Annotated in this window: 20 protein-coding genes; 9 read left to right on the forward strand and 11 right to left on the reverse strand. The window is 67.2% G+C overall.

Features of this window, described 5'->3' with window-relative positions; all coding sequences use genetic code 11:
* The 3 genes from AB0B25_RS09090 to AB0B25_RS09100 are packed head-to-tail and all read left to right on the forward strand — an operon-like array spanning position 1 to position 3,334.
* Positions 1 to 765: an enoyl-CoA hydratase/isomerase family protein gene (locus tag AB0B25_RS09090; protein WP_357176626.1), complete on the forward strand. Its 765-nt coding sequence runs from the start codon at positions 1 to 3 to the stop codon at positions 763 to 765.
* Positions 762 to 2,372, forward strand: a complete 1,611-nt coding sequence (locus AB0B25_RS09095; RefSeq protein WP_357176628.1) for an AMP-binding protein — start codon at positions 762 to 764, stop codon at positions 2,370 to 2,372. Before AB0B25_RS09090 ends, AB0B25_RS09095 begins: the two co-directional genes overlap by 4 nt.
* Positions 2,369 to 3,334, forward strand: a complete 966-nt coding sequence (locus AB0B25_RS09100; protein ID WP_357176630.1) for a nitronate monooxygenase — start codon at positions 2,369 to 2,371, stop codon at positions 3,332 to 3,334. Before AB0B25_RS09095 ends, AB0B25_RS09100 begins: the two co-directional genes overlap by 4 nt.
* Positions 3,335 to 3,370: 36 nt before the next feature.
* On the opposite strand, the gene AB0B25_RS09105 is transcribed toward AB0B25_RS09100, so the two are convergent.
* Positions 3,371 to 4,420: an acyl-CoA thioesterase gene (locus AB0B25_RS09105; RefSeq protein WP_357176632.1), complete on the reverse strand. Its 1,050-nt coding sequence runs from the start codon at positions 4,418 to 4,420 to the stop codon at positions 3,371 to 3,373.
* 385 nt (positions 4,421 to 4,805) lie between these two features.
* On the opposite strand from AB0B25_RS09105, the gene AB0B25_RS09110 reads away from it, so the two are divergent.
* Positions 4,806 to 5,087 carry a hypothetical protein gene (locus AB0B25_RS09110; RefSeq protein ID WP_357176634.1) on the forward strand — a complete coding sequence of 94 codons (282 nt, stop codon included), beginning with the start codon at positions 4,806 to 4,808 and terminating at the stop codon, positions 5,085 to 5,087.
* A gap of 83 nt (positions 5,088 to 5,170) precedes the next feature.
* On the opposite strand, the gene ilvC is transcribed toward AB0B25_RS09110, so the two are convergent.
* From ilvC to AB0B25_RS09125, 3 genes are all read right to left on the reverse strand, one after another.
* Positions 5,171 to 6,172 carry a ketol-acid reductoisomerase gene (ilvC, locus tag AB0B25_RS09115; RefSeq protein ID WP_357176788.1) on the reverse strand — a complete coding sequence of 334 codons (1,002 nt, stop codon included), beginning with the start codon at positions 6,170 to 6,172 and terminating at the stop codon, positions 5,171 to 5,173.
* Between the two features lie 221 nt (positions 6,173 to 6,393).
* Positions 6,394 to 6,897: an acetolactate synthase small subunit gene (gene ilvN, locus AB0B25_RS09120; protein ID WP_357176636.1), complete on the reverse strand. Its 504-nt coding sequence runs from the start codon at positions 6,895 to 6,897 to the stop codon at positions 6,394 to 6,396.
* Between the two features lie 67 nt (positions 6,898 to 6,964).
* A complete protein-coding gene (locus AB0B25_RS09125; RefSeq protein ID WP_357176638.1) occupies positions 6,965 to 8,899 on the reverse strand; it encodes an acetolactate synthase large subunit in 1,935 nt (644 codons plus the stop codon).
* A 375-nt stretch (positions 8,900 to 9,274) separates the two neighbouring features.
* On the opposite strand from AB0B25_RS09125, the gene AB0B25_RS09130 reads away from it, so the two are divergent.
* Entirely contained in the window at positions 9,275 to 9,865 is a 591-nt protein-coding gene (locus tag AB0B25_RS09130) for a PH domain-containing protein (protein ID WP_357176640.1), read from the forward strand.
* Between the two features lie 479 nt (positions 9,866 to 10,344).
* Complete coding sequence (gene ilvD / locus AB0B25_RS09135) at positions 10,345 to 12,186, forward strand: dihydroxy-acid dehydratase (RefSeq protein WP_357176642.1); 1,842 nt, start codon at positions 10,345 to 10,347, stop codon at positions 12,184 to 12,186.
* A 162-nt stretch (positions 12,187 to 12,348) separates the two neighbouring features.
* Here the strand turns inward: ilvD and AB0B25_RS09140 are convergent, their stop codons facing one another.
* Positions 12,349 to 13,209: a DoxX family protein gene (locus AB0B25_RS09140; RefSeq protein ID WP_357176644.1), complete on the reverse strand. Its 861-nt coding sequence runs from the start codon at positions 13,207 to 13,209 to the stop codon at positions 12,349 to 12,351.
* 121 nt (positions 13,210 to 13,330) lie between these two features.
* Between AB0B25_RS09140 and AB0B25_RS09145 the strand changes: the two genes are divergently transcribed.
* Complete coding sequence (locus AB0B25_RS09145) at positions 13,331 to 14,440, forward strand: PQQ-dependent sugar dehydrogenase (protein WP_357176646.1); 1,110 nt, start codon at positions 13,331 to 13,333, stop codon at positions 14,438 to 14,440.
* Positions 14,441 to 14,488: 48 nt separating this feature from the next.
* On the opposite strand, the gene gatB is transcribed toward AB0B25_RS09145, so the two are convergent.
* The 4 genes from gatB to AB0B25_RS09165 form a co-directional block, all read right to left on the reverse strand.
* Complete coding sequence (gene gatB, locus AB0B25_RS09150; protein WP_357176648.1) at positions 14,489 to 15,994, reverse strand: Asp-tRNA(Asn)/Glu-tRNA(Gln) amidotransferase subunit GatB; 1,506 nt, start codon at positions 15,992 to 15,994, stop codon at positions 14,489 to 14,491.
* A gap of 64 nt (positions 15,995 to 16,058) precedes the next feature.
* Positions 16,059 to 17,441 carry an alpha/beta fold hydrolase gene (locus tag AB0B25_RS09155; protein ID WP_357176650.1) on the reverse strand — a complete coding sequence of 461 codons (1,383 nt, stop codon included), beginning with the start codon at positions 17,439 to 17,441 and terminating at the stop codon, positions 16,059 to 16,061.
* 108 nt (positions 17,442 to 17,549) lie between these two features.
* The gene (locus AB0B25_RS09160) at positions 17,550 to 18,584 is read right to left on the reverse strand and encodes an ATP-dependent 6-phosphofructokinase (protein ID WP_357176652.1); all 1,035 of its coding nucleotides are present in this window, start codon (positions 18,582 to 18,584) and stop codon (positions 17,550 to 17,552) included.
* A 224-nt stretch (positions 18,585 to 18,808) separates the two neighbouring features.
* Positions 18,809 to 19,651 carry a hypothetical protein gene (locus AB0B25_RS09165; RefSeq protein WP_357176653.1) on the reverse strand — a complete coding sequence of 281 codons (843 nt, stop codon included), beginning with the start codon at positions 19,649 to 19,651 and terminating at the stop codon, positions 18,809 to 18,811.
* 315 nt (positions 19,652 to 19,966) lie between these two features.
* On the opposite strand from AB0B25_RS09165, the gene AB0B25_RS09170 reads away from it, so the two are divergent.
* Both AB0B25_RS09170 and AB0B25_RS09175 read left to right on the forward strand, forming a co-directional pair.
* Complete coding sequence (locus tag AB0B25_RS09170; protein WP_357176655.1) at positions 19,967 to 20,239, forward strand: hypothetical protein; 273 nt, start codon at positions 19,967 to 19,969, stop codon at positions 20,237 to 20,239.
* Between the two features lie 574 nt (positions 20,240 to 20,813).
* The gene (locus AB0B25_RS09175) at positions 20,814 to 21,053 is read left to right on the forward strand and encodes a hypothetical protein (RefSeq protein WP_357176657.1); all 240 of its coding nucleotides are present in this window, start codon (positions 20,814 to 20,816) and stop codon (positions 21,051 to 21,053) included.
* 235 nt (positions 21,054 to 21,288) lie between these two features.
* On the opposite strand, the gene AB0B25_RS09180 is transcribed toward AB0B25_RS09175, so the two are convergent.
* Both AB0B25_RS09180 and AB0B25_RS09185 read right to left on the reverse strand, forming a co-directional pair.
* Entirely contained in the window at positions 21,289 to 22,239 is a 951-nt protein-coding gene (locus AB0B25_RS09180; RefSeq protein ID WP_357176659.1) for a helix-turn-helix domain-containing protein, read from the reverse strand.
* 345 nt (positions 22,240 to 22,584) lie between these two features.
* Complete coding sequence (locus AB0B25_RS09185; RefSeq protein ID WP_357176660.1) at positions 22,585 to 23,538, reverse strand: class I SAM-dependent methyltransferase; 954 nt, start codon at positions 23,536 to 23,538, stop codon at positions 22,585 to 22,587.
* Between the last annotated feature and the right edge of the window lie 66 nt (positions 23,539 to 23,604).

The raw sequence follows: 23,604 nt of genomic DNA on the forward strand, positions 1-23,604 counted from the left end.
ATGGACGAGCCACAGCGCGTGATGCTCCAGGTGGCCGACGGGATCGCGCGGGTCGAGCTCAACCGGCCCGAGGCCCGCAACGCCCTCGACCTGCCGATGTGCCGTCAGCTGCGCGAGGCGTTCGAGCAGATCGACGCCGACGAGGACGTCCGCGTCGTACTCCTGAGCGCGCGGGGGCCAGTGTTCTGCGCGGGCGCCGATCTCAAGGAACGCACCGGCAAGGACGCCACCTGGGTTCGGCGACGCCGGGTCGCGTCCTTCGCCGCATACGCCGCCATCGAACAATGCCGTCGACCGGTGGTCGCTCTGGTCCAAGGCGCGGTCGTCGGCTCAGGCGGCGAGATCACCTGTGCCGCGGACTTCGCCATCGCGGCCGAAGGCACGGTGTTCCGCTTCCCCGAACCACATTGGGGCACGGTCGGCGCGACGCAGCGCCTGCAGCGGGTGATCGGCAAGCGCCGAGCCAAGGAACTGCTGTTCACCAACCGTGCGCTCGACGCCGACGAGGCCGCCCGACTGGGCATCGTCACCCGCGTCGTCCCGCCCGGCGAACTCGCCGACGTCGGCGACGAAACCGCCCGTAGCATCGCGAAAGCCCCGCCATTGGCCATCGCGCTGACCAAGCGAGCCGTCGACCTGGGCGCGGAGACCGACCTCGACCGCGGCATCCGGATCGAGATGGCCGCCATCGAACAATGCCTCGCCGACGGCGGCTGGCGCGACGGCATCGCCCGCTTCGCCGCCGGGAACGGAGAAGAAAAGTGACCGAACTGCGCAATGCCTGTCCCCTCACCACGCACGAAGCCCTTGCCCGTGCGGCACTGCTCGCCCCGGATGTCGAGGCCGTCGTCACAGCGGACGAGCGGATCACCTATGGCGACCTCGCCGCGCGGGTCGAGCGCGTCCAGGGTGGCCTCGCCGCCGCCGGCATCGGCCACGGCGACCGCGTCGGGATCTGCCTCGGCAACGGCCCGGACTGGGTCGCGCTGTTCCTGGCCATCGGCTCGGCCGGCGCGGTCGCCATACCGGTCAACACGCGGTTCACCGCCGACGAAGTGCACTACACGCTGGCCCACGCCCGGGTCAGCACACTGTTCGTCGCCAACCGTGTGCTGAACGTCGACTTCACGGCCCTGCTCGGTGAACTCGGCATCGGCGCGGGCGGCACCGAGACCCTGCCCCACCTGAAGTCGGTTGTCGTCCTCGGTGACGACGTACCTGCGTATGCCACAGCCTGGGCGGACTTCCTCGACGCGGGCACCGGCCGGATCCCGGCGCCCGTCGCGACCCCCGACGACGAGCTGCTCGTCCAATACACCTCCGGCACCACCGCACGGCCGAAGGGCGTGCTGCTCACCCACCGCAATATGTGCGCCGACGCGTTCTTCTCCGGCGCACGCATGGGCCTGCGCGTCGGCGACCGGTTCCACTCGGCTCGGCCGTTCTTCCACGTCGCCGGCAGCACCTTGTCGGTACTGGCGTCACTGCAGCACGTCACCACCCTCGTGACGATGCCGAAGTTCGAGCCCGGCGAAGCGCTGCGACTGCTGGAAGCCGAACGCTGCACACATTTCTCCGGCAACGACACCATCGCGTTGCTGCTGCTCAACCATCCCGATCGCACCCGCCGCACCCTGCACCTGCGTGGCGCCTGGGTGGCCGCCTCGCCCACCGTGGCCCGCCGGGTCATCGACGAGCTGGGCGCCAAGGAGTGCGTCGTCGGATACGGCCTCTCCGAAGCGTCGCCGAATGTCGCCCAGTCGGCCTGGTGGGAGTCCGAGGAGATCCGCGCGTCCGGCGCGATGGCTGTCCAGCCCGGGGTCGAAGTCCGGATCCGCGCGTTGGACGACACCCGGGACTGCGCTCCCGGCGAGCCGGGCTCGGTCCTGGTCCGCGGCTGGAACGTGATGGTGGGCTATCTCGACGACCCGGTGAAGACCGCCGAGACGATCGACGCCGAGGGCTGGCTGGCCACCGGCGATGTCGGCACGCTCGACGAGACCGGCCGGTTCCACTTCGTCGGCCGGACCAAGGACATCATCCGCGTCGGCGGAGAGAATGTCGCGCCCGCCGACGTCGAGGACACCCTGCACCGGCACCCGCTGGTTCGGCAGGCAGCCGTTGTCGGCGTCCCGGACGCGCGGCTGGTCGAGGTGCCGTTCGCCTTCGTCGTCCTCACCGGGCACGGCGTCACCGAGGACGAACTGCTGGCGTGGGCGCGCGAGCGGATGGCCGGCTTCAAAGTGCCGCGGCACCTGCGCATCGTCGACGGCTTCGAAGACATCGGGATGACCGCGAGTTCGAAGGTGCAGAAGAACCGGCTCGCCGAGCACGCTCGCGCGTTGCTGGAACAGGCCGGGGTGGACGCGTGACCCGCATCGTGACTCCGGTGACCGAGTTGCTCGGGACCGATCTGCCGATCGTGCAGGCCGGCATGTCCTGGGCCTCGTCCTGTTCGGCGCTGCCGCTCGCGGTCAGCAACGCGGGCGGCCTCGGCGTCGTCGCGGCGGGCCCGATGCGGCTGCCCGACCTCGAACGCACCCTGGACGAGATGGCCGCGGGCACCGACCGGCCGTGGGCGGTGAACCTCCCGCTGTACCGCGCGGACGCGGACAAGGTGATCGACCTGTTACTCGAACGCCGTCCCCCGGTGCTCATCGCGTCTCAGGGCGGACCGCGGCGATACCTCGGTCGTTTCCACGAGGTCGGCACCCGTTGTCTGCACGTCGTCGCCGGCGTCGAACACGCCCGCAAGGCCGCCGACGCGGGGGTCGACGCGCTGGTGGTCGTCGGCGCGGAGGCCGGCGGCCACCCGCCGCCGGCGATGGTCGCGACGCAGGTTCTCGTGCGCGCGGTGACCCGCGCGGTCGCGTCCGTTCCGGTGATCGCGTCCGGCGGCGTCGCCGACGGCGCCGGGCTCGCCGCGATGCTCGCACTCGGCGCCGGCGCGGCCCAGTTCGGCACGCGGTTCCTCGCCAGCACCGAGGCGACCGTCCACGACGCCTACAAGAGGGCGGTGCTCGACGCGGGTGTGGATGCCACCCGCACGGTCGGGCACGGCCTCGGCGTCATCCGCGCTCTCGGCAACGACTTCACCGCGCGCATGCTCGAACTCGAAGCGACCGGAGCCGAAGAAGCGTTGCGCCGCAAGATGTTCCAGGCATCGACACTCAAAGACGCCGCGCTGTATGGCGATGTCGCCGAGGGCAAGGTCGAAGCCGGCCAGTCGGCCGGGCTCATCGATGCCGTCCTGCCGGCGGCCGACATCGTGGCCCGTATCGTTCGCGAATACCAATCGGCGCTGGCTGGCCTGCCGCCGCTTCTCGACGCCTGAGTTGAGTCGGCCCCGTTCGGACACGGAACTCCGACCTCAGCTCGGCGTCGGCACCCGGAAATGACTGGGTTCGGCGTCGGCCGGCAGAGCACTCGCCGACGTAAACGGCTCGACGAGCGCACGCAAGTCGACGAGGTGCCGGGCGTGCGCGTCGAGCGCCTGGTCTTCCTCGGAGACCGGCGTCCACTGCGGCACTGGTCGCGCTTTTCCGTCGTCGTCGACCGCCACGACCACGGCGAGGCCGTGCGCGGCCAGCGCGGGTTCGTCGGAGTGGGCGTCGGTCGACGTGACGTGCACACTCACGTGCATACTGCGCGGGCCGGTATGGATCAGCCGGGCGGTGACCTCGACGACGTGACCGATGACGATCGGCCGGTAGAAGCGAATTCCGCCGAAATAGGACGTGATGACGTGCAGTCCGGCCCAATCGGCGCCGCACACGTAGGCTGCCTCGTCGATCCATTGCATGGTGCGGCCACCGTGAACCTTGCCGCCCCAGTTGATGTCCGACGGCGCTGCCAAGAATCGCAGCGTGGCGCTCGGCGCGGTGCCCGCGGCCGTGTACCGCTGAGCCGCCATCGCTTCCTCGATGCGCTTGCGTACCGAAACCCGGGCCCGGGCCTGTCGATGCCGCTGCAGCTCGAGGATCGTCGTCGGATTCCATTGCGGGACTTCGACATTACGCCGGTCGTCATCGACCGCCACGAAGATCGTCAGGCACTGGGCCGACTGCACCGGCTTGACCCGCGTGGGGTCGGTCGAATACACGGTGACCAGAATGTGCATGCTGGTCCGCCCGGTATGGACCAGACTCGCATGCAATTCCACCAACTCACCGGCCGCGATCGGCCGATCGAGATGAATATTGCCGACGTACGCGGTGACGCAGTAACGGCCGCTCCACTGGGCCGCCGCCGCGTAGTCGACCTTGTCGATCCATTCGAGGAGCTTGCCGCCGTCGACCGATCCGACGATGCCGGCGTCGGCGGGTTTGACGAGAAATCGGTGGATCGCCTCGGGGCGCCGTCCGGCCGACGCCGGACTCGGGACATTCGCGATGAGGTCGAGATTCGGCGATTTCGGCAAGGTTCACAATCCGTTCGGGCAGAGATTTTCGGGCACGGTTCCCCGACCCTGTCGTCCCCCGAGAACACTAGGCGCTCGGGGCACTACGAGCGAGTAACCGACCGACGCCACCGTGGACTGCGGTGCCGACCGAACTTTCACCGCCGATCATCCCAGGGAATTCCCCTACTACCGCAGAGTGAATTTTCCCGCATTGGTAAAACTTCCGTGACGTTTCCCTGGGAAGTGCGCGAAAGTGTAGGCGTGTAGCTGCTGCCCGCCGGTAATGCACGCCCGCGACGCGGCGGCGACACAGTCTCCCGTCCTGCCGGCGGGACATCGCGGGCAGTCCCGCAACGGGAGATGGTGAGCAGACAGCTCATACCGAGTGAAAGAAGGACCCACCGTGTTTTCCACAACCAGCGCCGTACGACGGACCCTGGCCCGCGTGGCAGTCGCCGGTGCGATCGCCGCAGTTCCGTTGACCGCCCTTGCCCTGCCCGCCTCCGCCGATCCCGGCGCGCCAGGTGTCACCCAGGTCCGGCATCACCACCGGCACGATCGCAACTGCGACTTCGGCCCGTTCCAGAATTGGAGCTGCAACAACGGACCGTTCTCCGGTTGGGGAAACGGTCCGTTCGATCAGTTCCGCCAGCAGCGTCCGAGTGGCCTTTTCGGCAGCAGCTAGTCTTTTCGGCAGCAGCTAGTACCGAAAAGGCCGGTGGCCCGCTCCGTGTGCGGAGCGGGCCACCGTGCGAATCGGTCGGAGACTCAGGCCGTCTCGGTGATCGGGCGATCGACCCAGCTCATCAGGCCGCGGAGCTTGGCGCCGGTGACCTCGATCGGGTGCTCGGCGTTCTGCTTGCGCAGCGCCTCGAGCTCCTTGTTGCCACCCTCGACGTTGGCGACCAAGCGCTTGACGAAACTGCCGTCCTGGATGTCGCGCAGAATGTCCTGCATCCGCTTCTTGGTGTCGGCGTCGATGACTCGCGGGCCGGACAGGTAGCCACCGAACTCGGCGGTGTCGGACACCGAGTAGTTCATCCGCGCGATGCCGCCCTCGTACATCAGGTCGACGATCAGCTTCAGCTCGTGCAGCACCTCGAAGTAGGCCATCTCCGGCGCGTAACCGGCCTCGACCATGACCTCGAAACCGGTCTTGACCAGTTCCTCGGTGCCACCGCACAGCACGGCCTGCTCACCGAACAGGTCGGTCTCGGTCTCTTCTTTGAAGGTGGTCTTGATGACGCCGGCGCGCGTGCCGCCGATGCCCTTGGCGTAGGACAGCGCCAACGCCTGACCCTCGCCCTTCGGGTCCTGGTCGATGGCGATCAGGGCCGGAACGCCCTTGCCGTCGACGAACTGACGACGGACCAGGTGACCGGGGCCCTTCGGCGCGACCATGCCGATGGTGACGTTGGCCGGCGGCTTGATCAGGCCGAAGTGGATGTTGAGGCCGTGGCCGAAGAACAGCGCGTCGCCGTCCTTCAGGTTGGGCTCGATGTCGGCGGTGAAGATCGACGCCTGCGCGGTGTCCGGCGCGAGCACCATGATGACGTCGGCCCACTCGGAGACCTCGGCCGGCGTACCGACGGTCAGGCCCGCCTCCTCGGCCTTCGGGCGCGACTTCGAACCCTCCGCCAGGCCGACTCGCACCTCGACACCGGAGTCGCGCAGGCTCAGCGAGTGCGCGTGCCCCTGACTGCCGTAGCCGATGACAGCGACCTTGCGGCCCTGGATGATCGACAGGTCGGCGTCGTCGTCATAGAACATCTCGACTGCCACTGTGGTTCCTTCCGGGATCATCCCCGCGCTGGGCGGGGCACACCATGCTCACGCAGGTGTTGGTTAATGTTGTTCTGGATCGGATCACTCCCGCACAGGCGGGGAGAAATCATTCCCGCGTGCGCGGGAAGAGCGGCACGCCAACCGTCGATCGCAGAAAGACTAGCGTGTGGCCGGCACCGGTCGGCCGGCCCACCAGTGCTGCCCGGTCATCGGGCAGCGGTGATGGACTTCGGTCCACGCCCCACCGCGACCACGCCGGACTGCACGATCTCGCGGACGCCGTACGGCTCGAGCATGCGCAGCAACGCATCGAGCTTGGAGCGTGTTCCGGTCGCCTCGACGGTCAGCGCGTCCGGGGACACGTCGATCACCTTGGCGCGGAACAGCCCCACCGCCTCGATCACCTGCGTCCGCACGCTGGCGTCGGCGCGCACCTTCACCAGGATCAGTTCGCGAGCCACCGAGTTGTCGGCATCCTGTTCCACGATCTTGATGACGTTCACCAGCTTGTTGAGCTGCTTGGTCACCTGCTCGAGCGGCAGGTCCTCGACGGTGACGACGATGGTCATGCGCGAGATCTCGGGGAGCTCGGTGCCGCCGACCGCCAGCGATTCGATATTGAAGCCGCGGCGGGAGAACAGCGCGGCGATCCGCGCCAGCACGCCCGGTTTGTCTTCGACGAGAACACTGAGGGTATGGGTAGTACTCATGACTGCGCCTCGCTGATGCTCGGCTCCGTCACAACCACCGCGACGGCTCTGCCGTGTGCGCTCTCGCTCATCCTTCGTTCACCTTGTTCTTCTCGTGCGACATCGCCTCGTGGATGACGGAGGGCTCGGCAGCCTGTTCGTCGTCGTCGAACAGCGGGCGAATACCGCGGGCGGCCATGATCTCGTCGTTGCTGGTGCCCGCGGCGACCATCGGCCACACCTGGGCGTCCTTGCCGACGATGAAATCGATCACCACGGGACGGTCGGTGATCGACTGCGCCTCGCGGATGGCGGCCTCCACATCCTCCTCCCGCTCGACCCGGATGCCGTGGCAGCCGAGCGCTTCGGCGAGTTTCACGAAGTCGGGGATGCGCAGGGTGTGCGTGCCGAGGTCGGTGTTGGAATAACGCTCCTGGTAGAACAGCGTCTGCCACTGCCGAACCATGCCGAGGTTGCCATTGTTGATCAGTGCGACCTTGATCGGGATGCCTTCGACGGCGCAGGTGGCCAGCTCCTGATTGGTCATCTGGAAGCAGCCGTCACCGTCGACCGCCCACACCTCTTTGTCCGGCGCACCCATCTTGGCGCCCATGGCGGCCGGGACGGCGTAGCCCATCGTCCCGAGACCACCGGAGTTCAGCCACGAACGCGGCTTCTCGTACTTGATGAACTGAGCGGCCCACATCTGATGCTGCCCGACACCCGCGCAATAGATCGCGTCGGGACCGGCCAGTCGGCCCAATGCCTCGATGACGAACTCCGGCGAGAGCGACCCGTCCGCAGGCGGTGTCCACCCCAGCGGGTATGCGTCGCGGACACCATTCAGGTAGGTCCACCACTCGCCCAGCGACAACAGCGGAGCGTCACCCGCTACCGGGTCGGCCTTCAGTGTTTCGATCAGTTCGACGATCACTTCCCGGCAGTCGCCCACGATCGGGACATCGGCGTGCCGGTTCTTGCCGATCTCGGCCGGGTCGATGTCGGCGTGGACCACCTTGGCGCCGGGGGCGAAGGAGTCCAGCTGACCGGTGACGCGGTCGTCGAAACGAGCGCCGAGAGTGATCAGCAGGTCCGAGCGCTGCAGTGCCGCGACCGCGCCCACCGTGCCGTGCATGCCGGGCATCCCCATGTTCAGCGGGTGACTGTCCGGGAAGGCGCCGCGCGCCATCAGCGTGGTGACCACCGGCATACCGGTCAGCTCGGCCAGTTCCAGCAGCTCGGCCGAGGCGTTGGCCTTGATGACGCCGCCGCCGACGTAGAGCACCGGCGCCTTGGCATCCATGATCATCCGCGCGGCCTCGCGCACCTGCTTGCCGTGCGGCTTCGTCACGGGACGGTACCCGGGCAGTCGCATCTCCGGCGGCCAGCTGAAGGTGGTCTGCGCCTGCAGCACATCCTTGGGGATATCGACGAGCACCGCGCCAGGCCGCCCGGAGGCGGCCAGGTAGAAGGCTTCCGCGATGATCCGCGGGATGTCCACGCCCTCGGTGATCAGGAAGTTGTGCTTGGTGATCGGCATGGTGATGCCGGAGATGTCGGCCTCCTGGAACGCGTCCGTGCCGATCAGACCGCGACCGACCTGACCGGTGATGGCCACGATCGGGACCGAGTCCATCTGCGCATCCGCGATCGGGGTGACCAGGTTGGTCGCGCCCGGACCGGATGTCGCCATGCACACCCCGACCTTGCCGGTGGCCTGCGCGTAGCCGGTGGCCGCGTGACCAGCGCCCTGCTCGTGCCGAACGAGGACGTGGCGCACCTTGGTCGAGTCGAACAGCGGGTCGTACACCGGAAGGATCGCGCCACCGGGAATGCCGAATACAGTGTCGACACCGAGCTCCTCGAGGGACCGGACCACCGACTGCGCGCCGGTGACCCGCTCGGGCGGGAGCGGGCGGCGGGTCGCCGCGGATGTCACGTTCACAGCGGGCGATGCCTGCTGGTTCGCCGAAGGCGCTGGCCTGCGGGCCGAAGGCCCGGGCCGTGCGGTAGGTGCGCTCACCGTCTTCGTTCCTTACTGTGTTTGTCGTTCTGACCCCGGATTTTGTGCCTCAAGGCGCTGGGACGGACGCATCCGGCCATCGCACATGCGGTGTCTTACGTTTCGTCCTGTCGAACAGTCGCCCGAACACAAAAAAGCCCCCGCCAGCACATGGCTGAACGAGGGTGGCGCGTCGCAACGCGAGCTGACGTATTCGACTCAGATTGTCAGGCTCAACGCTGGACGCGCCGGCCGATTACGAGCAACTCGTTTCGATTCACGCGCACGACGTTAAGCGGGTGTGAACCGAAAGGTCAAACAGATGACCTACGGCGTCCCATTATGTGGGACAGTACGGTTGCTTGTGTCCGTTCACCAGGATGCGAGGATGGTGGTGTGTCATCACCGCATCAGTCCGTGCCACCTACTGAATCGTCCCACACCGCCGCCGCGGAAGCCGAGACGGGTAGTGCTGTGATCCGCATCCCACGGCTGGCCTTCCTCGGCGTGTTCGTCCTGCTGATGTGCGTGTTCTTCCCGTTCGTCGGCTGGCCGGCCGGGCTGTGGTGGTTGTTGGCGATCCCCGTCGTCGTGGCGGCGTGGGTGCAGCGGACGCAGACCAGGGTGTCGGACGCGGGACTGGACCTGCGCACGCTCTTCGGATCCCGCCACCTCGACTGGACGCAGGTGAAGGGCGTGCGGATCCCGAAACGGGGATTCGTGCGCGCCGACCTGACCGACGGCACCGAGGTGAAGTTGCCCGCGGTGGGGTACGACCGTTTGCGCGATCTGGCGGCGGCGTCCGACGGAAGGATCCCGGACCCGTTCGCGCGACCGGAGGAAACCGCGGCGAACAGGTCGCCCGCGGAGCCCACCGCCGAGGACGCGACTGCGTCCGACAAGGGCGACGCGGCGACGAACGGCTCCGCGAAGACTTCCGACACCGACGACGGCGACCCGACCGGCGACGGCACGATCGCCCGTTAGCCGTCAGAACCGCGACCCAGTCGCCGACCTCGCCAGGGACGGAACATCTCCCGGCGATACGATGTTGTGGTCGGGTGATGGGATGACCTCGTTGGGTGCACCGACCCTCGTTCGCACCCATCACTCTTCGACGGTCCGGCACCTCCGGCGACACCGTCGGATCGGCGCCGAGCACACCCGCCGCGGCGCCCATCGAACTACCGGCTGACACCCAGCTACACGCAGGGCCGGGCCGTGCCCGGTATGCAGGCGAACCACCAGCGGGAGTACCGTGAACGGGCCGCCGAGCAGACTTTGCACAGGTGCAAAAGCGCTTGGGCCGACGAACCTCTCGCCACCGCCGACAGCGCTCGGACCGCCGAACGTCTCCACCGCCAAGAGCGCTTGGACGGACGAACGTCCCGGCACCGCCAAGAGCGCTTGGACGGACGAACGTCCGGCCACCGCACATCAGCCCCCGCGACCCGAGGACCATCGACATGCCACCGCTTCGTTCCCGAACCACGACCGTCGGCCGCAATGCGGCGGGTGCCCGCGCGCTCTGGCGGGCGACCGGTATGACCGACACCGACTTCGGCAAGCCGATTGTCGCCATCGCGAACTCCTACACCCAGTTCGTGCCAGGCCACGTGCACTTGAAGAACGTCGGCGAGATCGTGGCCGAGGCGGTACGGGCCGCCGGCGGCGTGCCGCGCGAGTTCCACACCATCGCGGTCGACGACGGCATCGCCATGGGCCACGGCGGCATGCTCTACTCGCTGCCCTCGCGCGAGATCATCGCGGACTCGGTCGAGTACATGGTGAACGCGCACACCGCCGACGCACTGGTCTGCATCTCCAACTGCGACAAAATCACCCCCGGCATGCTGAATGCCGCGATGCGGCTGAACATTCCGGCGGTGTTCGTCTCCGGCGGGCCGATGGAGGCGGGCAAAGCCGTGGTCGTGGGCGGGGTCGCGCATGCGCCGACCGACCTGATCACCGCGATCTCCGCGAGCGCGAATCAGGCGGTGTCCGAGGAAGGTTTGGCCGAGGTCGAGCGGTCCGCGTGCCCGACCTGCGGCTCGTGTTCGGGCATGTTCACCGCGAACTCGATGAACTGCCTCACCGAGGCGCTCGGCCTCGCACTGCCCGGCAACGGCTCCACCCTGGCGACGCACGCCGCGCGCCGGGCGCTGTTCGAGCGAGCGGGCTCCGTGGTCGTCGACATCGCCAACCGGTGGTATCGCGAGGACGACGCATCGGTGCTGCCTCGCAACGTGGCCAACGACAAGGCATTCCGCAACGCGATGGCCTTGGACGTCGCAATGGGCGGCTCGACCAACACTGTGCTGCACACGCTGGCCGCCGCGCAGGAGGGTGAGATCGACTTCGATCTGCATACCATCGAGGAGATCAGCCGCCGAGTGCCCACCTTGTCGAAGGTGTCACCCAACTCCGATTACCACATGGAGGACGTGCACCGGGCCGGCGGCATCCCCGCCATCCTGGGCGAACTGCGACGCGCCGGTCTGTTGGAAACCGATGTCACCACGGTGCACTCGTCGAGCTTCGACGAGTGGCTCGACACCTGGGATATCCGCTCCGGCACAGCGTCCGAAGAGGCACTCGCGCTGTTCCACGCCGCACCGGGCGGGGTCCGCACCACTGAGCCGTTCTCCACCGAGAACCGCTGGTCGGCACTGGACACCGACGCCGAGGGCGGCTGCATCCGTGACGTGGCGCACGCCTACACCGCGGAGGGCGGCCTTGTCGTGTTGCGCGGCAACATCGCTCCCGACGGTGCGGTGCTGAAGACCGCGGGTATCGACGAGGAGCTGTTCTCCTTCGAAGGCCCCGCGGTGGTGGTGGAGTCCCAGGAAGAAGCCGTGTCGGTGATCCTCGGCAAGAAGATCGAGCCGGGCGACGTGCTCGTCGTCCGCTATGAAGGTCCGGCCGGCGGTCCGGGTATGCAGGAGATGCTGCACCCCACCGCCTTCCTGAAAGGCGCTGGTCTCGGCAAGCAGTGCGCGCTGATCACCGACGGCCGATTCTCCGGCGGAACCTCGGGCCTGTCGATCGGCCATATCTCCCCCGAGGCGGCCGGCGGGGGCGTCATCGCCCTGGTCGAGAACGGCGACCGGATTCGCATCGATGTCGCCACCCGCACACTGGAAGTCGTGGTCGACGACGCTGTCCTCGCCGGACGCCGCGCGAAAATGGAAGCCTCCGAACATCCCTGGCAGCCCGCGCACCGCGACCGGCCGGTCACGACCGCGCTGCGCGCCTACGCCGCACTGGCCACGTCGGCCGACAAGGGCGCCGTCCGCCGAGTCCCCTGACCTGCAAGACAGCTGAGCAGAAAAAAGAACGGCGTCCGCATCCCAAGATACGGACGCCGTTCGGCATCGGCCCCGACACTCCTGCTCGAACGTGATACCTGTTCTCGCACACACAGGCACGCGCACTGCGCACCCTGCGGCCTGCCACCGGGGCGGTGGGGCCTAACCGATGCCGATGAGCGGATTACCGCCGTGCAGATACCAGTAGGTGCCTGCCGCAGCGGCGATGGCGAGCAAGAGGATGACGAACGAGCCCGCGAAGGGGCGGGTGGCCCAGCCACGGTTGCGGTCGAAGGACCAGCGGCCGGGGCCGGTCAAGATGACAACGGCCGAGATGCCCGCCAGAATGCTCTCCAACTCGACCGCACCGGGGCCCGCCTTGTATTGGAATCCGGGAGCCATGCCCTGCTTCCATGCCCAGGCGTCCAGCATCACCGCGAGGACCGCGCCCGCGGCCAGCGGGGTAGCCAAGCCGAGAACCACCAGCGCGCCGCCGCCGACCTCGCCCGCGGTGAGCAGGATGGTGGACACCGTCGGGTGGTCCCAGCCGCCACGCTCCATCATGTCGCGGGTGCCATCCAGACCGGGACCGTGGAACCAGCCGGCGAGCTTCTGCAGCCCGTGGTAGAGGAAGGTGCCCCCGACGATCAACCGCAGCGCGAACAAACCGAAATCTAGGGTGCCACGACGGTTTTCGCTGGTCCGACGGCGTAGCCGCCCGGTCTCGTTCGGCGCGTTCGCCGCGGGCGGGATGCTGGCGTACCGGTAGGACGCGGTGGCGCCGGCGCGGTCGGCCTTCGTCGGCACCTCCGGGTCGAGCCCGAGTTCGTCGTCGGTGTGCGGAACATCCTTGGTCAGTTCGGGCCGCTCGGAAGGTGCCACTCGAGGGGACTGGTCGGTCGGCGAATCGAACGGGCTGCGCACTCCCCGACCGGTAGACGACACCTCCGACTGCTCGGCCGGGAACGCCGCGGCGCTCCCGGCCTGCGAAGGTTCGGGTGTGTCTTTCGGCTTGTCGGTCACGGCCAATACCCTATGCCGCGGTGCGCTACCTCGGGGCGTGTAAACAGCACGGCGTGTCCGTGTGCGCCCAACACCCACCCGGAGGCGACGCGCGCGCCGATGTTTCCGTAACGTCTCAGCTATGAGTTTGGTTGTCCTGGGCCGCGTCGCGGCGAGCTTGGCGCTCGGCTCCGTCTTGCTGACCGGTTGCGCCCGGTTCGACGATTCGGCGTCCAGCCCGTTCACCCCGGAGCCGACCTTGCACGGGGCCAACATCGACCCGAAGAAACCGAAACAGTCACCCACGTCCACCACCCGGCCGAGCGGCCCATGCATCGATCCGGACCCGGCGGTGGTGGCGACCTGCCTGGACACCACCGGTGGCCTCATCACGCTCGGCGACGGCGCGCTGGTCGCCGAGCGACAGACCGGTCGCATCCTCGAAGTGGCCCCGGAGCGGCAACCGGTGGAGATCGCTCGACTGGACGTGGACGGTTCGGCCGACGGTGGTCTCAGCGACATCGCGCTCTCCCCCACCTATCGCGAAGACGGACTGATGTACGCCTACATCACCACCGCCAGCGACAACCGGGTGGTCCGCATCGCGGAGGGCGGCGGCACGCCCAAGGACATCCTCACCGGAATCCCGAAGGGTTCCAGCGGAAATCGCGGCGCGATCGAGTTCGCCACACCCGACCAGATGCTCGTGCTGACCGGCGACGCGGGCGACCCGAGCAGCGCGGCCTCCACCTCGTCACTGGCTGGCAAACTACTCCGGGTGAACTCGCCGGCGCCGGGTCGTACGGCGGCGCCGGAAATCGCTGTCTCCGGCATCGGTATCGCCGGGGACGTGTGCCGCGGCAGCGCGGACAGCATCTGGATCACCGACCGTACCCCTGCCGAGGATCGGCTGCAGCGAGTCGACAGCGCCGGCGTGGTCACCACCGCGTGGACCTGGCCCGACCGGCCCGGCGTCGCCGGTTGCGCGGCGGCCACCGATGGCGTCGCGATCGCATTGACCCGCGCGAAGGCCCTCGCCCTCGCGACCACCGACAAGAACACCCAGGCGGTCACCGCCACGCCGACCCTGCTCGCGCAGGACAGGTACGGGCAGCTCGGCGGCGCGGCGGCCGGCGCCGACGGCACCATCTGGGTGACTACGGTCAACAAGACCGACGGAAAACCGGGTCCGAACGACGACCGCGTCGTCCGCATCCCACCGCCGCAGGCCGGCGGCGGTGGACCGGACTGAGGATATGTTCGGTGTGCGGCGCCGTAGGCGCCGCACACCGAACGCAACCTAGGCGCAGGCGGCGAGCACCAGTTCGCGGACTCGGGCCGCGTCGGCCTGACCGCGGGTCGCCTTCATGACGTCGCCGACAATCTTTCCGGCCGCCTGGACCTTGCCGGACCGGATCTTCTCGGCGATGTCGGGATTGGCGGCGAGTGCCTTTTCGACCTCGGCCTGCAGAGCGCTGTCGTCGCTGACCATGCCGAGTCCCTTGGCCTCGACGATCTGCGCCGGGTCGCCCTCGCCCGCCAGCACGTAGTCGACGACCTGCTTGGCGACCTTGTTGTTCACCGTCTTCGCCTCGACCAGCTTGATCACCTCGGCGACCTGGGCCGGGCTGATCGGCAGGTCTTCCAGGGCGACCTCGCGCTCCTTGGCCTTCTCGGTGAGGTAGGCGACCCACCAGGAACGCGCCTCATTGGCCGGGGCGCCCGCGTCGACGGTGGCGATGATCAGATCCAGCGCACCCGCGTTGACCAGGTCACGCATCACCTCGTCCGACAGGCCCCACTCGGACTGGATCCGGGCACGGCGCAGCCACGGGTACTCGGGGATGGTGCCGCGCAGCCGGTCCACCAACTCCGCGGCGGGCGCGACCGGCTCCAGGTCGGGCTCGGGAAAGTACCGGTAGTCTTCGGCGGTCTCTTTGCGGCGGCCGGGCGACGTGCTTCCGTCGGCCTCGTGGAAGTGCCGGGTCTCCTGGACGATCGTTGCGCCACCTGCCAGTATCGCGGCCTGGCGGCGCATCTCGAAACGCACGGCCACCTCGACGCTCTTGAGCGAGTTGACGTTCTTGGTCTCGGTTCGGGTGCCGAATTCCGTTGCACCGATGGGCATCAGCGATACGTTCGCGTCGCAGCGCAGCGAGCCCTGCTCCATTTTCACGTCGGAGACGCCGAGTGACTTCAACAGATCGCGCAGCGCCGTCACGTACGCCCGCGCGACTTCCGGAGCGCGCTCCCCCGCGCCGGTGATCGGCTTGGTGACGATCTCGATCAGCGGGACACCTGCTCGGTTGTAGTCCAGCAGGGAATGGCTGGCGCCGTGGATGCGGCCGGTCGCACCACCGACATGCACCGACTTCCCGGTGTCCTCCTCCATGTGCGCGCGCTCGATATCCACCCGGAACCTGCTGCCGTCGTCGAGTACCACGTCCAGGTGCCCGTTCGTGGCTATCGGCTCGTCGTACTGGCTGATCTGGTAGTTCTTCGGCTGATCCGGGTAGAAGTAGTTCTTGCGCGCGAACCGGCCCCACGGAGTGATCGAGCAGTTCAGCGCCAGCCCGATCCGAATAGCCGACTCGACGGCTCGCTCGTTCACCACCGGCAGCGCCCCCGGCAGACCGAGGCACACCGGGCACACCTGAGTGTTCGGCTCGGCGCCGAACTCGGTCGGGCAACCGCAGAACATCTTCGTCGCGGTGGACAGCTCGACGTGGACCTCCATGCCGAGCACCGGCTCGAACCGGGCGAGGACATCCGAGTAATCCATCAGGTCGACCGTGGGTGCGCTCATGGCCATCAGTCTAAGTAAGCGCTTCAACGACACCGCAGGGGCTCTGGCGTCGACGAGTACCACGCTATTTCGTCGGGACGCGCTGCTGGAGCCAGCCGGTGACGTAACTGAGCACTTCCGGGGCGATGGTCGTTTCGCTCGAGCCGTACTCGCTGGGGCGCCCGGTTTCCGCGGGCTGCATCAGGTGGTTGAGACCGGGGAAGACATGGACCGTCGCGTCCGGGTCGGCGGCGAGGTGGTCGCGCATCGGTTGCTCGCTCTGGACCGCAGGCACCTGCAGATCCTTGTCGCCGAAGAACGCGAGTACTGGAACACGCAGCGCGGACAGAGCGGGCGCGGGATCATAGGCGACGAGGGCGGTCAAGTACGGAGTGATCTCCGCGCCGACCTGATCGGCGGGTAGCCGCTGGTCGGCGGGCATGGCCTCGTTCTGCTTGCGGGCCAGCTCCTTCGCGTCGGCCAGGTCGCCCGCCTTCAGCAGCGCGACCAACTCGGTGGTCTGGCGCACCTGTTTATCCACCTCGTCGGCGGGTGCGCCGTTCACGGCGGCGAGCAGGCGGGTCTGCTCGACGAGCACGTCCGAACCGCTGACAGCGGGGCCCGCCATCAGAACGACGAACCCGACGCCGCTGTCCGGACCCGAGGCAACCAGCGGCGCCAAATAGCCGCCCTCGCTGTGACCGAGGAGCCCGACCCGGGCCGGGTCGATATCCGGGCGGGAGCGCAGGAACCGCACACCCGCCGCAGCGTCGCCGGACAGGTCGGCATAGCTCACCTCGGCCAAGGTGCCGCCGGTGCCGCCGATGCCGCGGTCGTCGCTGCGCAACACGGCGTAGCCCGCGCGGGTGAAGGTGTCGGCCAGCAGCAGGAAGGGTTTGTGGCCCAGGATGTCCTCGTTGCGGTCCTGTGCGCCGCTTCCGCTGATCAGCACGATGGCGGGGAAGGGACCGCTGCCCTGGGGCTCGGTCAGCGTCCCGGCAATGGTTATCTCACCGTTTCGGTAGCTGACCTCCTCGGACCGATACGGGAACGGCGGTTTCGGCTCTTGCGGACGGGCGAGCGTCGCGATCTTTCCTCGCTCCAGCACGAGCGGGAAGCTCTGACCAGCCTGGGTGAAGTCACCACTGATCCTGTCGGATCCCGAGTCGTACTTCCCCCGGAACGTCGGGTCCCCAGGAGTATCGGCGACCACGAAGGACACCTCGTTCCGGTTGGAGGTGACGTCCTTCAGTTGCGCGCCCGCCACCTTCTGCACCGGGATGTCGATGGTGGCGGTCCCTTCACCGGAAAAACTCACCCCGATCTGGAGCGCCTTGCCGGGGATCTCGATGCCGCCGTGCCAGTCGCCGGTGGTCGGCTCCGGTGGGTTCGGGTCCGCGTCCGAACACCCGACCAGCAGTGCGGCAATCACGAGCAGAGCACACGCGACCAGTCGCCCATTGCGCATGCGATTCACAGTACCGACTTGTCGGGTCGACACAGCGCTATTCGCCGCGTGCGTACCAACCGCCGCCGTGACGTCCTCCCTCCTCGATGTCCAGGCCCGGTTGTCTTCTCAGCCGAAGAAAGCCTCCGCCTCGCCGTAGCGTTCCGTGGGCACCCGCTTGAGCTGCTTGGTGGCTTCCGACAGCGGGACGAGATCGATGGTGGTGCCGTGCAAGGCGACCATCTGACCGAAATGGCCGGCGTGTACCGCCTCGGCGGCGTGCAGGCCGAATCGGGTGGCAAGCACCCGGTCGTAGGGGGTGGGGCTGCCGCCGCGCTGCACATGGCCCAGCACGGTGGTGCGGACCTCCTTGCCGATTCGCCGTTCGATCTCCACTCCGAGTTGCTGGGCGACGCCGGTGAAACGCTCATGGCCGAACTCGTCGATACCGCCTTGGCGCAATGTGAATCCCGAATCGGGCGCCGGATGCGAACCCTCGGCGACGACACAGATGAAATGCTTGTCGCCACGCTGGAACCGGCGCTTGATCATGACGCAGACTTCGTCCACATCGAACGGGACCTCCGGTACCAGAGTCAGGTGCGCGCCCGCCGCCATCCCCGCGTTGATCGCGATCCAGCCCGCGTGCCGGCCCATCACCTCGATGAGCATCACACGCTGGTGCGATTCCGCCGTGGTGTGCAGCCGGTCGATTGCCTCACTGGCAATGCTCAGCGCGGTGTCATGGCCGAAAGTGACATCGGTGCAGTCGATGTCGTTATCGATGGTCTTCGGAACGCCCACCACGGGAACACCCTCGTCCGACAGCCAGCTCGCGGCGGTGAGGGTGCCCTCGCCACCGATCGGGATCAGTGCTTCGATGCCGTTGTCGTCCAGGGTCTGCTTGATCCGGCCGAGGCCCGCGTGCAGGACGTCGGGATTGGTGCGTGCGGTGCCGAGAATCGTGCCGCCCTTGGCAAGCAGCCGGTCGGTGCGGTCGTCGTTGAGGATCTGGATCTTTCGGTCTTCGAGGAGGCCACGCCAGCCGTCCTCGAAGCCGACGATCGCGTCTCCGTAGCGGCCGTTCGCGGTGCGAACGACGGCGCGGATGACAGCGTTCAGTCCTGGGCAGTCTCCGCCTCCGGTCAAGACTCCGATGCGCATGGCCGCTATCTTGCCCCTAATGTCCGGTCCGGACAGCGCCGACCCCGTGAACGCTCGGTAACACTGACCTGGTTCGATGTCCGGCAGAGCAGCGTGAGCTGGGAACAGGGCGCGACTCGCCGCTGCTCGACCTGTTCATGGTGGCGTGGCGCCGATCCACGCCACCATGAACAGGTCGGGGATCGTGACGCGCACCCCGAGACGAGCACGCATCCGGTCTGCGATCAGGCCTTGCAGCTGCCGCTCGACAGCTCGTCGAGATGCTGGGAGACGGCCGTGGTGAGCTTGTCCAGCACATTCATACCGTCGTTGAACGCTCCCGAATCCGGCTGCACCGCGAACGCGATCGCGATCTGCCCCGACGGGGTGGTGATGATCCCGAACTGTCGGACCAAGTAGTTGCCGGCGAGGTCCGGACCCCAGCCGCCCTTGAACTCGGCTCCGCTGAATTCGCCGAGGCCCCAGCGTTGACTGGAGACGATCTGCGCCATCAGGCCGAGCACCCGCTCGGATTGCGGCAGACAGGGCAGTCGCGCGGCGAACCGCACCTGATCGGCCAGCGACCAGTCGGCCTGGCCGAAGGACGACTGGTCCGGACGAGAACGGGTGGCGGGCACCGTGGTCTTGGTGTCACCGCCTTCGCGCAGCACCGCTTGAACGGCGGCGGCCGCCTCCTGCGCGCTGCCGAGCGACTGCCACAGCACCTCGGCGGCGGCGTTGTCGGAGGCGGTGATCGCGGACGACGCGGTGTAGGTCGACGTGGCCGGATTGCGGCGCAGCGCGGCGATCGTCAACGGCACCTTCATCGTCGACCACGCCGGACCAGTGGTCCAGTCGCCGAAGGAAACCATCTGATCGCCGCCTACCGGCATGATGGCCATCCCGATCCGTCCGCGGACACCGGCCTTCAACTCGGCAAAGCTCGCGGCGAGCGTGCCGGGCACCGTGATCGACAAGCCCTCTTGATCGCTGCGCGTGCCGACCTCGGTGACAACCGGTCCGATCGGCGCCGGATCATCGGCGCGGCCTGCTCCGCACCCGGAAATCAAAAACACGACAAGCGCCACACAGCCCAATGCATTTCGAGCTCTACGGAATCGATCAGTAGACATATTTCGATACATTCTTGTTGCGAACTCCGCCGGTCTTCGATGTCAGTACGGCGCCTCGACACCGTACGTGGACTTCGCGCCGACCGCACATGTCGGCCGCGAGGTGGACGCCGACGCCACGGGCAATGACGCTTCGGTACCGCTGATTCCACCGCGAATCGCGCGACCTGGCGCCGTCTCCGGGCGCGATGAGCAATGAATATGTGCGCTCGTGCGGCCGGCCCCACCGCGGCCGCCGGTGTGTGGCCGCGCCCGCCCACCACGGCCTGAGTGGTTCGCAAGATCGGCGTGGCAGGACGGGGCGGCGACAAACCCGTACCGGGCAAGCCGAGCCGGACGCCCGGCACGCGCCTGCCGATCCGCGACCGTGAACGGCTGATCCTTGTCTCCCAGCCAGGCGACGACGGCGTGGTCAACAAGCATGGCTACCTCCACCTACCTGCCCGGTGCCGCCGGGCGATCGGGATAAGCACCGACAACCGAGTCCTGCTGGCGGCCGACATCACCCGAAATTGCTTCGCGTTATCCCCCAGAACGTACTAGATGAATTGATCACACCCCACTTCGCCGGACAGCTCGCCGCGGGAGCAGCGGCTGGTTGTGCGAACTCCGTGGTCTGACGGAGCCGATCCGTCTGGCGCATCGAACGAGTTCAGCTGCGGTTTCGGGCCCGCTACCCCGGTCGCGTCGCCTCGGATCGGGCCCTGCGCGAAGGGGGCGGCGTGCGAATCGGGGCGGCGTTGTTGTCCGCGGGATATCCGAGTCGGAACAGATCCGCCTGCGCGGTATCGCGCTTGCGCGTGATGGAAAGTTTCGTTCGCGGGGAATATAGCCCGTCGTGCGGTCCGGTTCTTAGTGTGGCTGGTATGCGGAGCTTCCGGATGGATTCTTGCGGGCGGGCCGACCACCGACCCTTATTGCGCAGGGTTGCGACCGAGCGCACGCGGATCGTGCGCGTGGACGTGGCGACCGAGCAGGCAGGCAAGAATATCGGCTGGCAGGCAGCCGTATGCCGCCCGGCGGCAGGGCGTAATCGGAGATCGTGAGGACGAATTGATGAATTGCTGTTTGCTGGGCCTTTCCATGATTGCCTGCCGCACAGATCTACATCCGGGCCGTGACGAGGCTTGAGCTGGAAATGGAAGATCAGATGTCTCCGAATCCGAAAGAAACAGACGTTCACCTTGTCGTGGAATTCGGTAATGTCCGTTTCGACTACACGGCGTGCGCCACTGCGGCTTCACTGTTCATGCAGGAATGCCGAAACTACCGCTATCCGAAACATCTCGCCGTGGTGCACGACGATCCTCGCCGGTATCCACGGATGCCCAATGAACGCCTGTACCTGGAGCGCTGAGACCAACCGATGAGCCGACCGAATCACATCGACCCGACTATCGCGTCTCGCGATATCCACGTCGTGGGAATGCGGCGCCATCGGTGCGGGTCACGACCACGCGTGAATCATCTTCGAGGTGAGGGCGGCGACATCCTCGCTGCGCCGACAACGCCGTCGGCGACAGTCCACAATGGCGTGGACCTGGTGGCGATTCCAACACGGATGACCGGTCCGATGATCGACGGCTGCCGGGTCAACCGAAGCGAACCTCGCGCGGTGTGGCGCCGAAACGATGACGAAAGGCGGTGCTGAAAGCGCTGGCCGAGCCGAAGCCCAGTGCCATGGCGACGTCGGCGATGCTCGATTCGCGATAGACGGGATTGCGCAGACGTGAATAGGCGAGTTGTAGGCGTTCTTCTTTGATCAGTTCCCGAGGAGTGGTGCCGACGTGCTGGAATGCGAGCTGGATTTGCCGGAGAGACCAACCGAGGGCGTGGGCGATAGTCGCGCCGGTGAGGTCGGGGTCCTCGGCGTGAGTGCGGACGTAGCGTCTGACCACCGCCTCCACATCGGCCAGATGACCGGGGGCGGTGGGCTGCTCACCGACGATGTGCATGCAGAGCAGTTCGACCAGGTGGGAAGCGACGGTATCGAACTGATGGCGGGTCATGTCGCCGCCATTGGCGAACAGCCCGGCCGCGAGGTCGGCAACCACCCTGCCCAATCCGGAGTTGAGGTCGGCGGCAGTGGCGGCCTGATCCGGCATGCGGCCGAGGCGGTGGTCGATCTCTCGACGGGGAATGGTCATCAGCAGGCCCTTGGTGTCCGCACCCAGCGAGAATGCGAACGGTCGTTCGAGAGTCACCAGGCAAGCGAAACCCGATGGCAGCACTGCGCGCTCACCGGCCTGCTCGAGGTTCGCCTGTCCATTGACGGGCAGCAGCAGACGGAAATCGTCATCGGAGTCGCCGCGCACATGCCCCGCGGTGCGGTAGTACGTCACCGCGTCGGACTCCCAGCCGATCAGTTGATAGTTGGTAGTGCGCCGCAAGGTCGTACGACCGTCGAAGTTGCTATCTCGCGGGAAGGCATAGCCCAGGCGCCGATGGTACGAGTTGATCAGTTCGGACCAGTAGTCCGCGCGTTCGTGCGCGGCGACGATGCGCGTCGTGGCTTCTTCGACGAAAACGGAACTGTCCTTCACAGCGATCACTCCTACTTTGCGACCCATCCCCGCATCGGAACACCTCATTCATCCGATGAGGGGATCTATCCACAGAGTAATCCGCGGCCGGTGCGGTCGCCTCCTTTTGTGAGCGGTGCGAACACCGCGGATGGCCACCTCGCGACCCGGCCACGGCAGGCACCGAAACGGCCGCTGGCAACAATATCCGCGACAGTGAGAGCACCAGCGCGATATCGCGTTCGCGGTCGACAATCCGGCCGCCGTAATCCTGTGGACACCGCGATCCGAAACCTCAGGGCGTGCCGAAGCGCGGACCATGCGCGGACCATGCGCGGACGCGGTCGGAAGAGTTCGCAGGCGCGATCAGCGCCGCCCGGATAGGTGCACCGACTCGGGCTTGGCGCACGTGAACTGCATCACATCGATGTGGCCGCGACGCAAGTAATCGGCGCAGGCGACCAGATAGCTGAGATACGCGTGGTACGTGTCGTGCCCGACGAGTTCGATCGCGTGGTCGCGGTGCTCGTGCAGTGCAACGGCCCAGTGCTCCTGGGTGGTGACGCAGTGCCGTCCCATTTCCTGCATGCGAGTGATCGTGAATCCGGCGTCCTCCGCGTACTGTGCGACACCTTTGGGGCTGTCGCCGGTCGCCGGCGGTAGCCGGCCACCAGGAACGATGGTCTCACGCAGGTACCGAAGGAAGGCGGAATCGGTGCTCGCGACCGGCGGATCGGTCGCTCGCATTCCGTTGCGGTGGGAGGCCACGGCGGTCTGCAACACCAGCACGCCGTCAGCAGGCATGATCCGATAGGCGAAATCGAAGAACTCGCCATATCGATCCGGATAGAGGTTTTCCAATGCGGCAATACACACAATCCGGTCCGCGCGGCGGTCGAAGTCCTCCCAATCCTGCAGCCGAACCCCGCCGTAGGGGCGCCCACGGACCAACCGGTCGACGAGCAGATCCCGCACGTACCGGTACTGATTGCGACTGCGCGTCAATCCGATCACGTTCACCCGATGGGTGTCCATGGCGCGCAACATGGTCGAACCCCAACCGCAACCGACATCCAACAAGGTCATCCCCGGCCGCAGATCGCATCTGGCCAGCGCGAGGTCGATCTTCGCCGACTGGGCGCCTTCCAGGGTGTCATCCGGGCGGGTCCACAACGCCGTGCTGTATGCGCGCGTCGGGTCGAGGAACAAGGCGAAGAACTCGTCCGGCAGCTCGTCGCGGGATACGACGTCTGCAAAAGTGGGCTGCCACATGAGATCGGTGAACACCCGATCGGCAACGCTGAGGGTTTGGGGCCGCAACCGTCCTCCTCATGGTTTGCTGGGCCGAGCAAAACTGCAATGCCTATGACACCGCAGAAGCGTTAC

It is taken from the genome of Nocardia sp. NPDC049190 (genome assembly GCF_040648115.1).
Lineage (GTDB): Bacteria > Actinomycetota > Actinomycetes > Mycobacteriales > Mycobacteriaceae > Nocardia.

Excerpts from the sequence above, each read along its gene's own strand:
- AB0B25_RS09090 (WP_357176626.1), top strand. The coding sequence starts at position 1 with ATGGACGAGCCACAGCGCGTGATGCTCCAGGTGGCCGACGGGATCGCG.
- ilvC (WP_357176788.1), bottom strand. The coding sequence starts at position 6,172 with ATGTTCTATGACGACGACGCCGACCTGTCGATCATCCAGGGCCGCAAG.
- ilvN (WP_357176636.1), bottom strand. The coding sequence starts at position 6,897 with ATGAGTACTACCCATACCCTCAGTGTTCTCGTCGAAGACAAACCGGGC.
- ilvD (WP_357176642.1), top strand. The coding sequence starts at position 10,345 with ATGCCACCGCTTCGTTCCCGAACCACGACCGTCGGCCGCAATGCGGCG.
- AB0B25_RS09145 (WP_357176646.1), top strand. The coding sequence starts at position 13,331 with ATGAGTTTGGTTGTCCTGGGCCGCGTCGCGGCGAGCTTGGCGCTCGGC.
- gatB (WP_357176648.1), bottom strand. The coding sequence starts at position 15,994 with ATGAGCGCACCCACGGTCGACCTGATGGATTACTCGGATGTCCTCGCC.
- AB0B25_RS09155 (WP_357176650.1), bottom strand. The coding sequence starts at position 17,441 with ATGCGCAATGGGCGACTGGTCGCGTGTGCTCTGCTCGTGATTGCCGCA.
- AB0B25_RS09160 (WP_357176652.1), bottom strand. The coding sequence starts at position 18,584 with ATGCGCATCGGAGTCTTGACCGGAGGCGGAGACTGCCCAGGACTGAAC.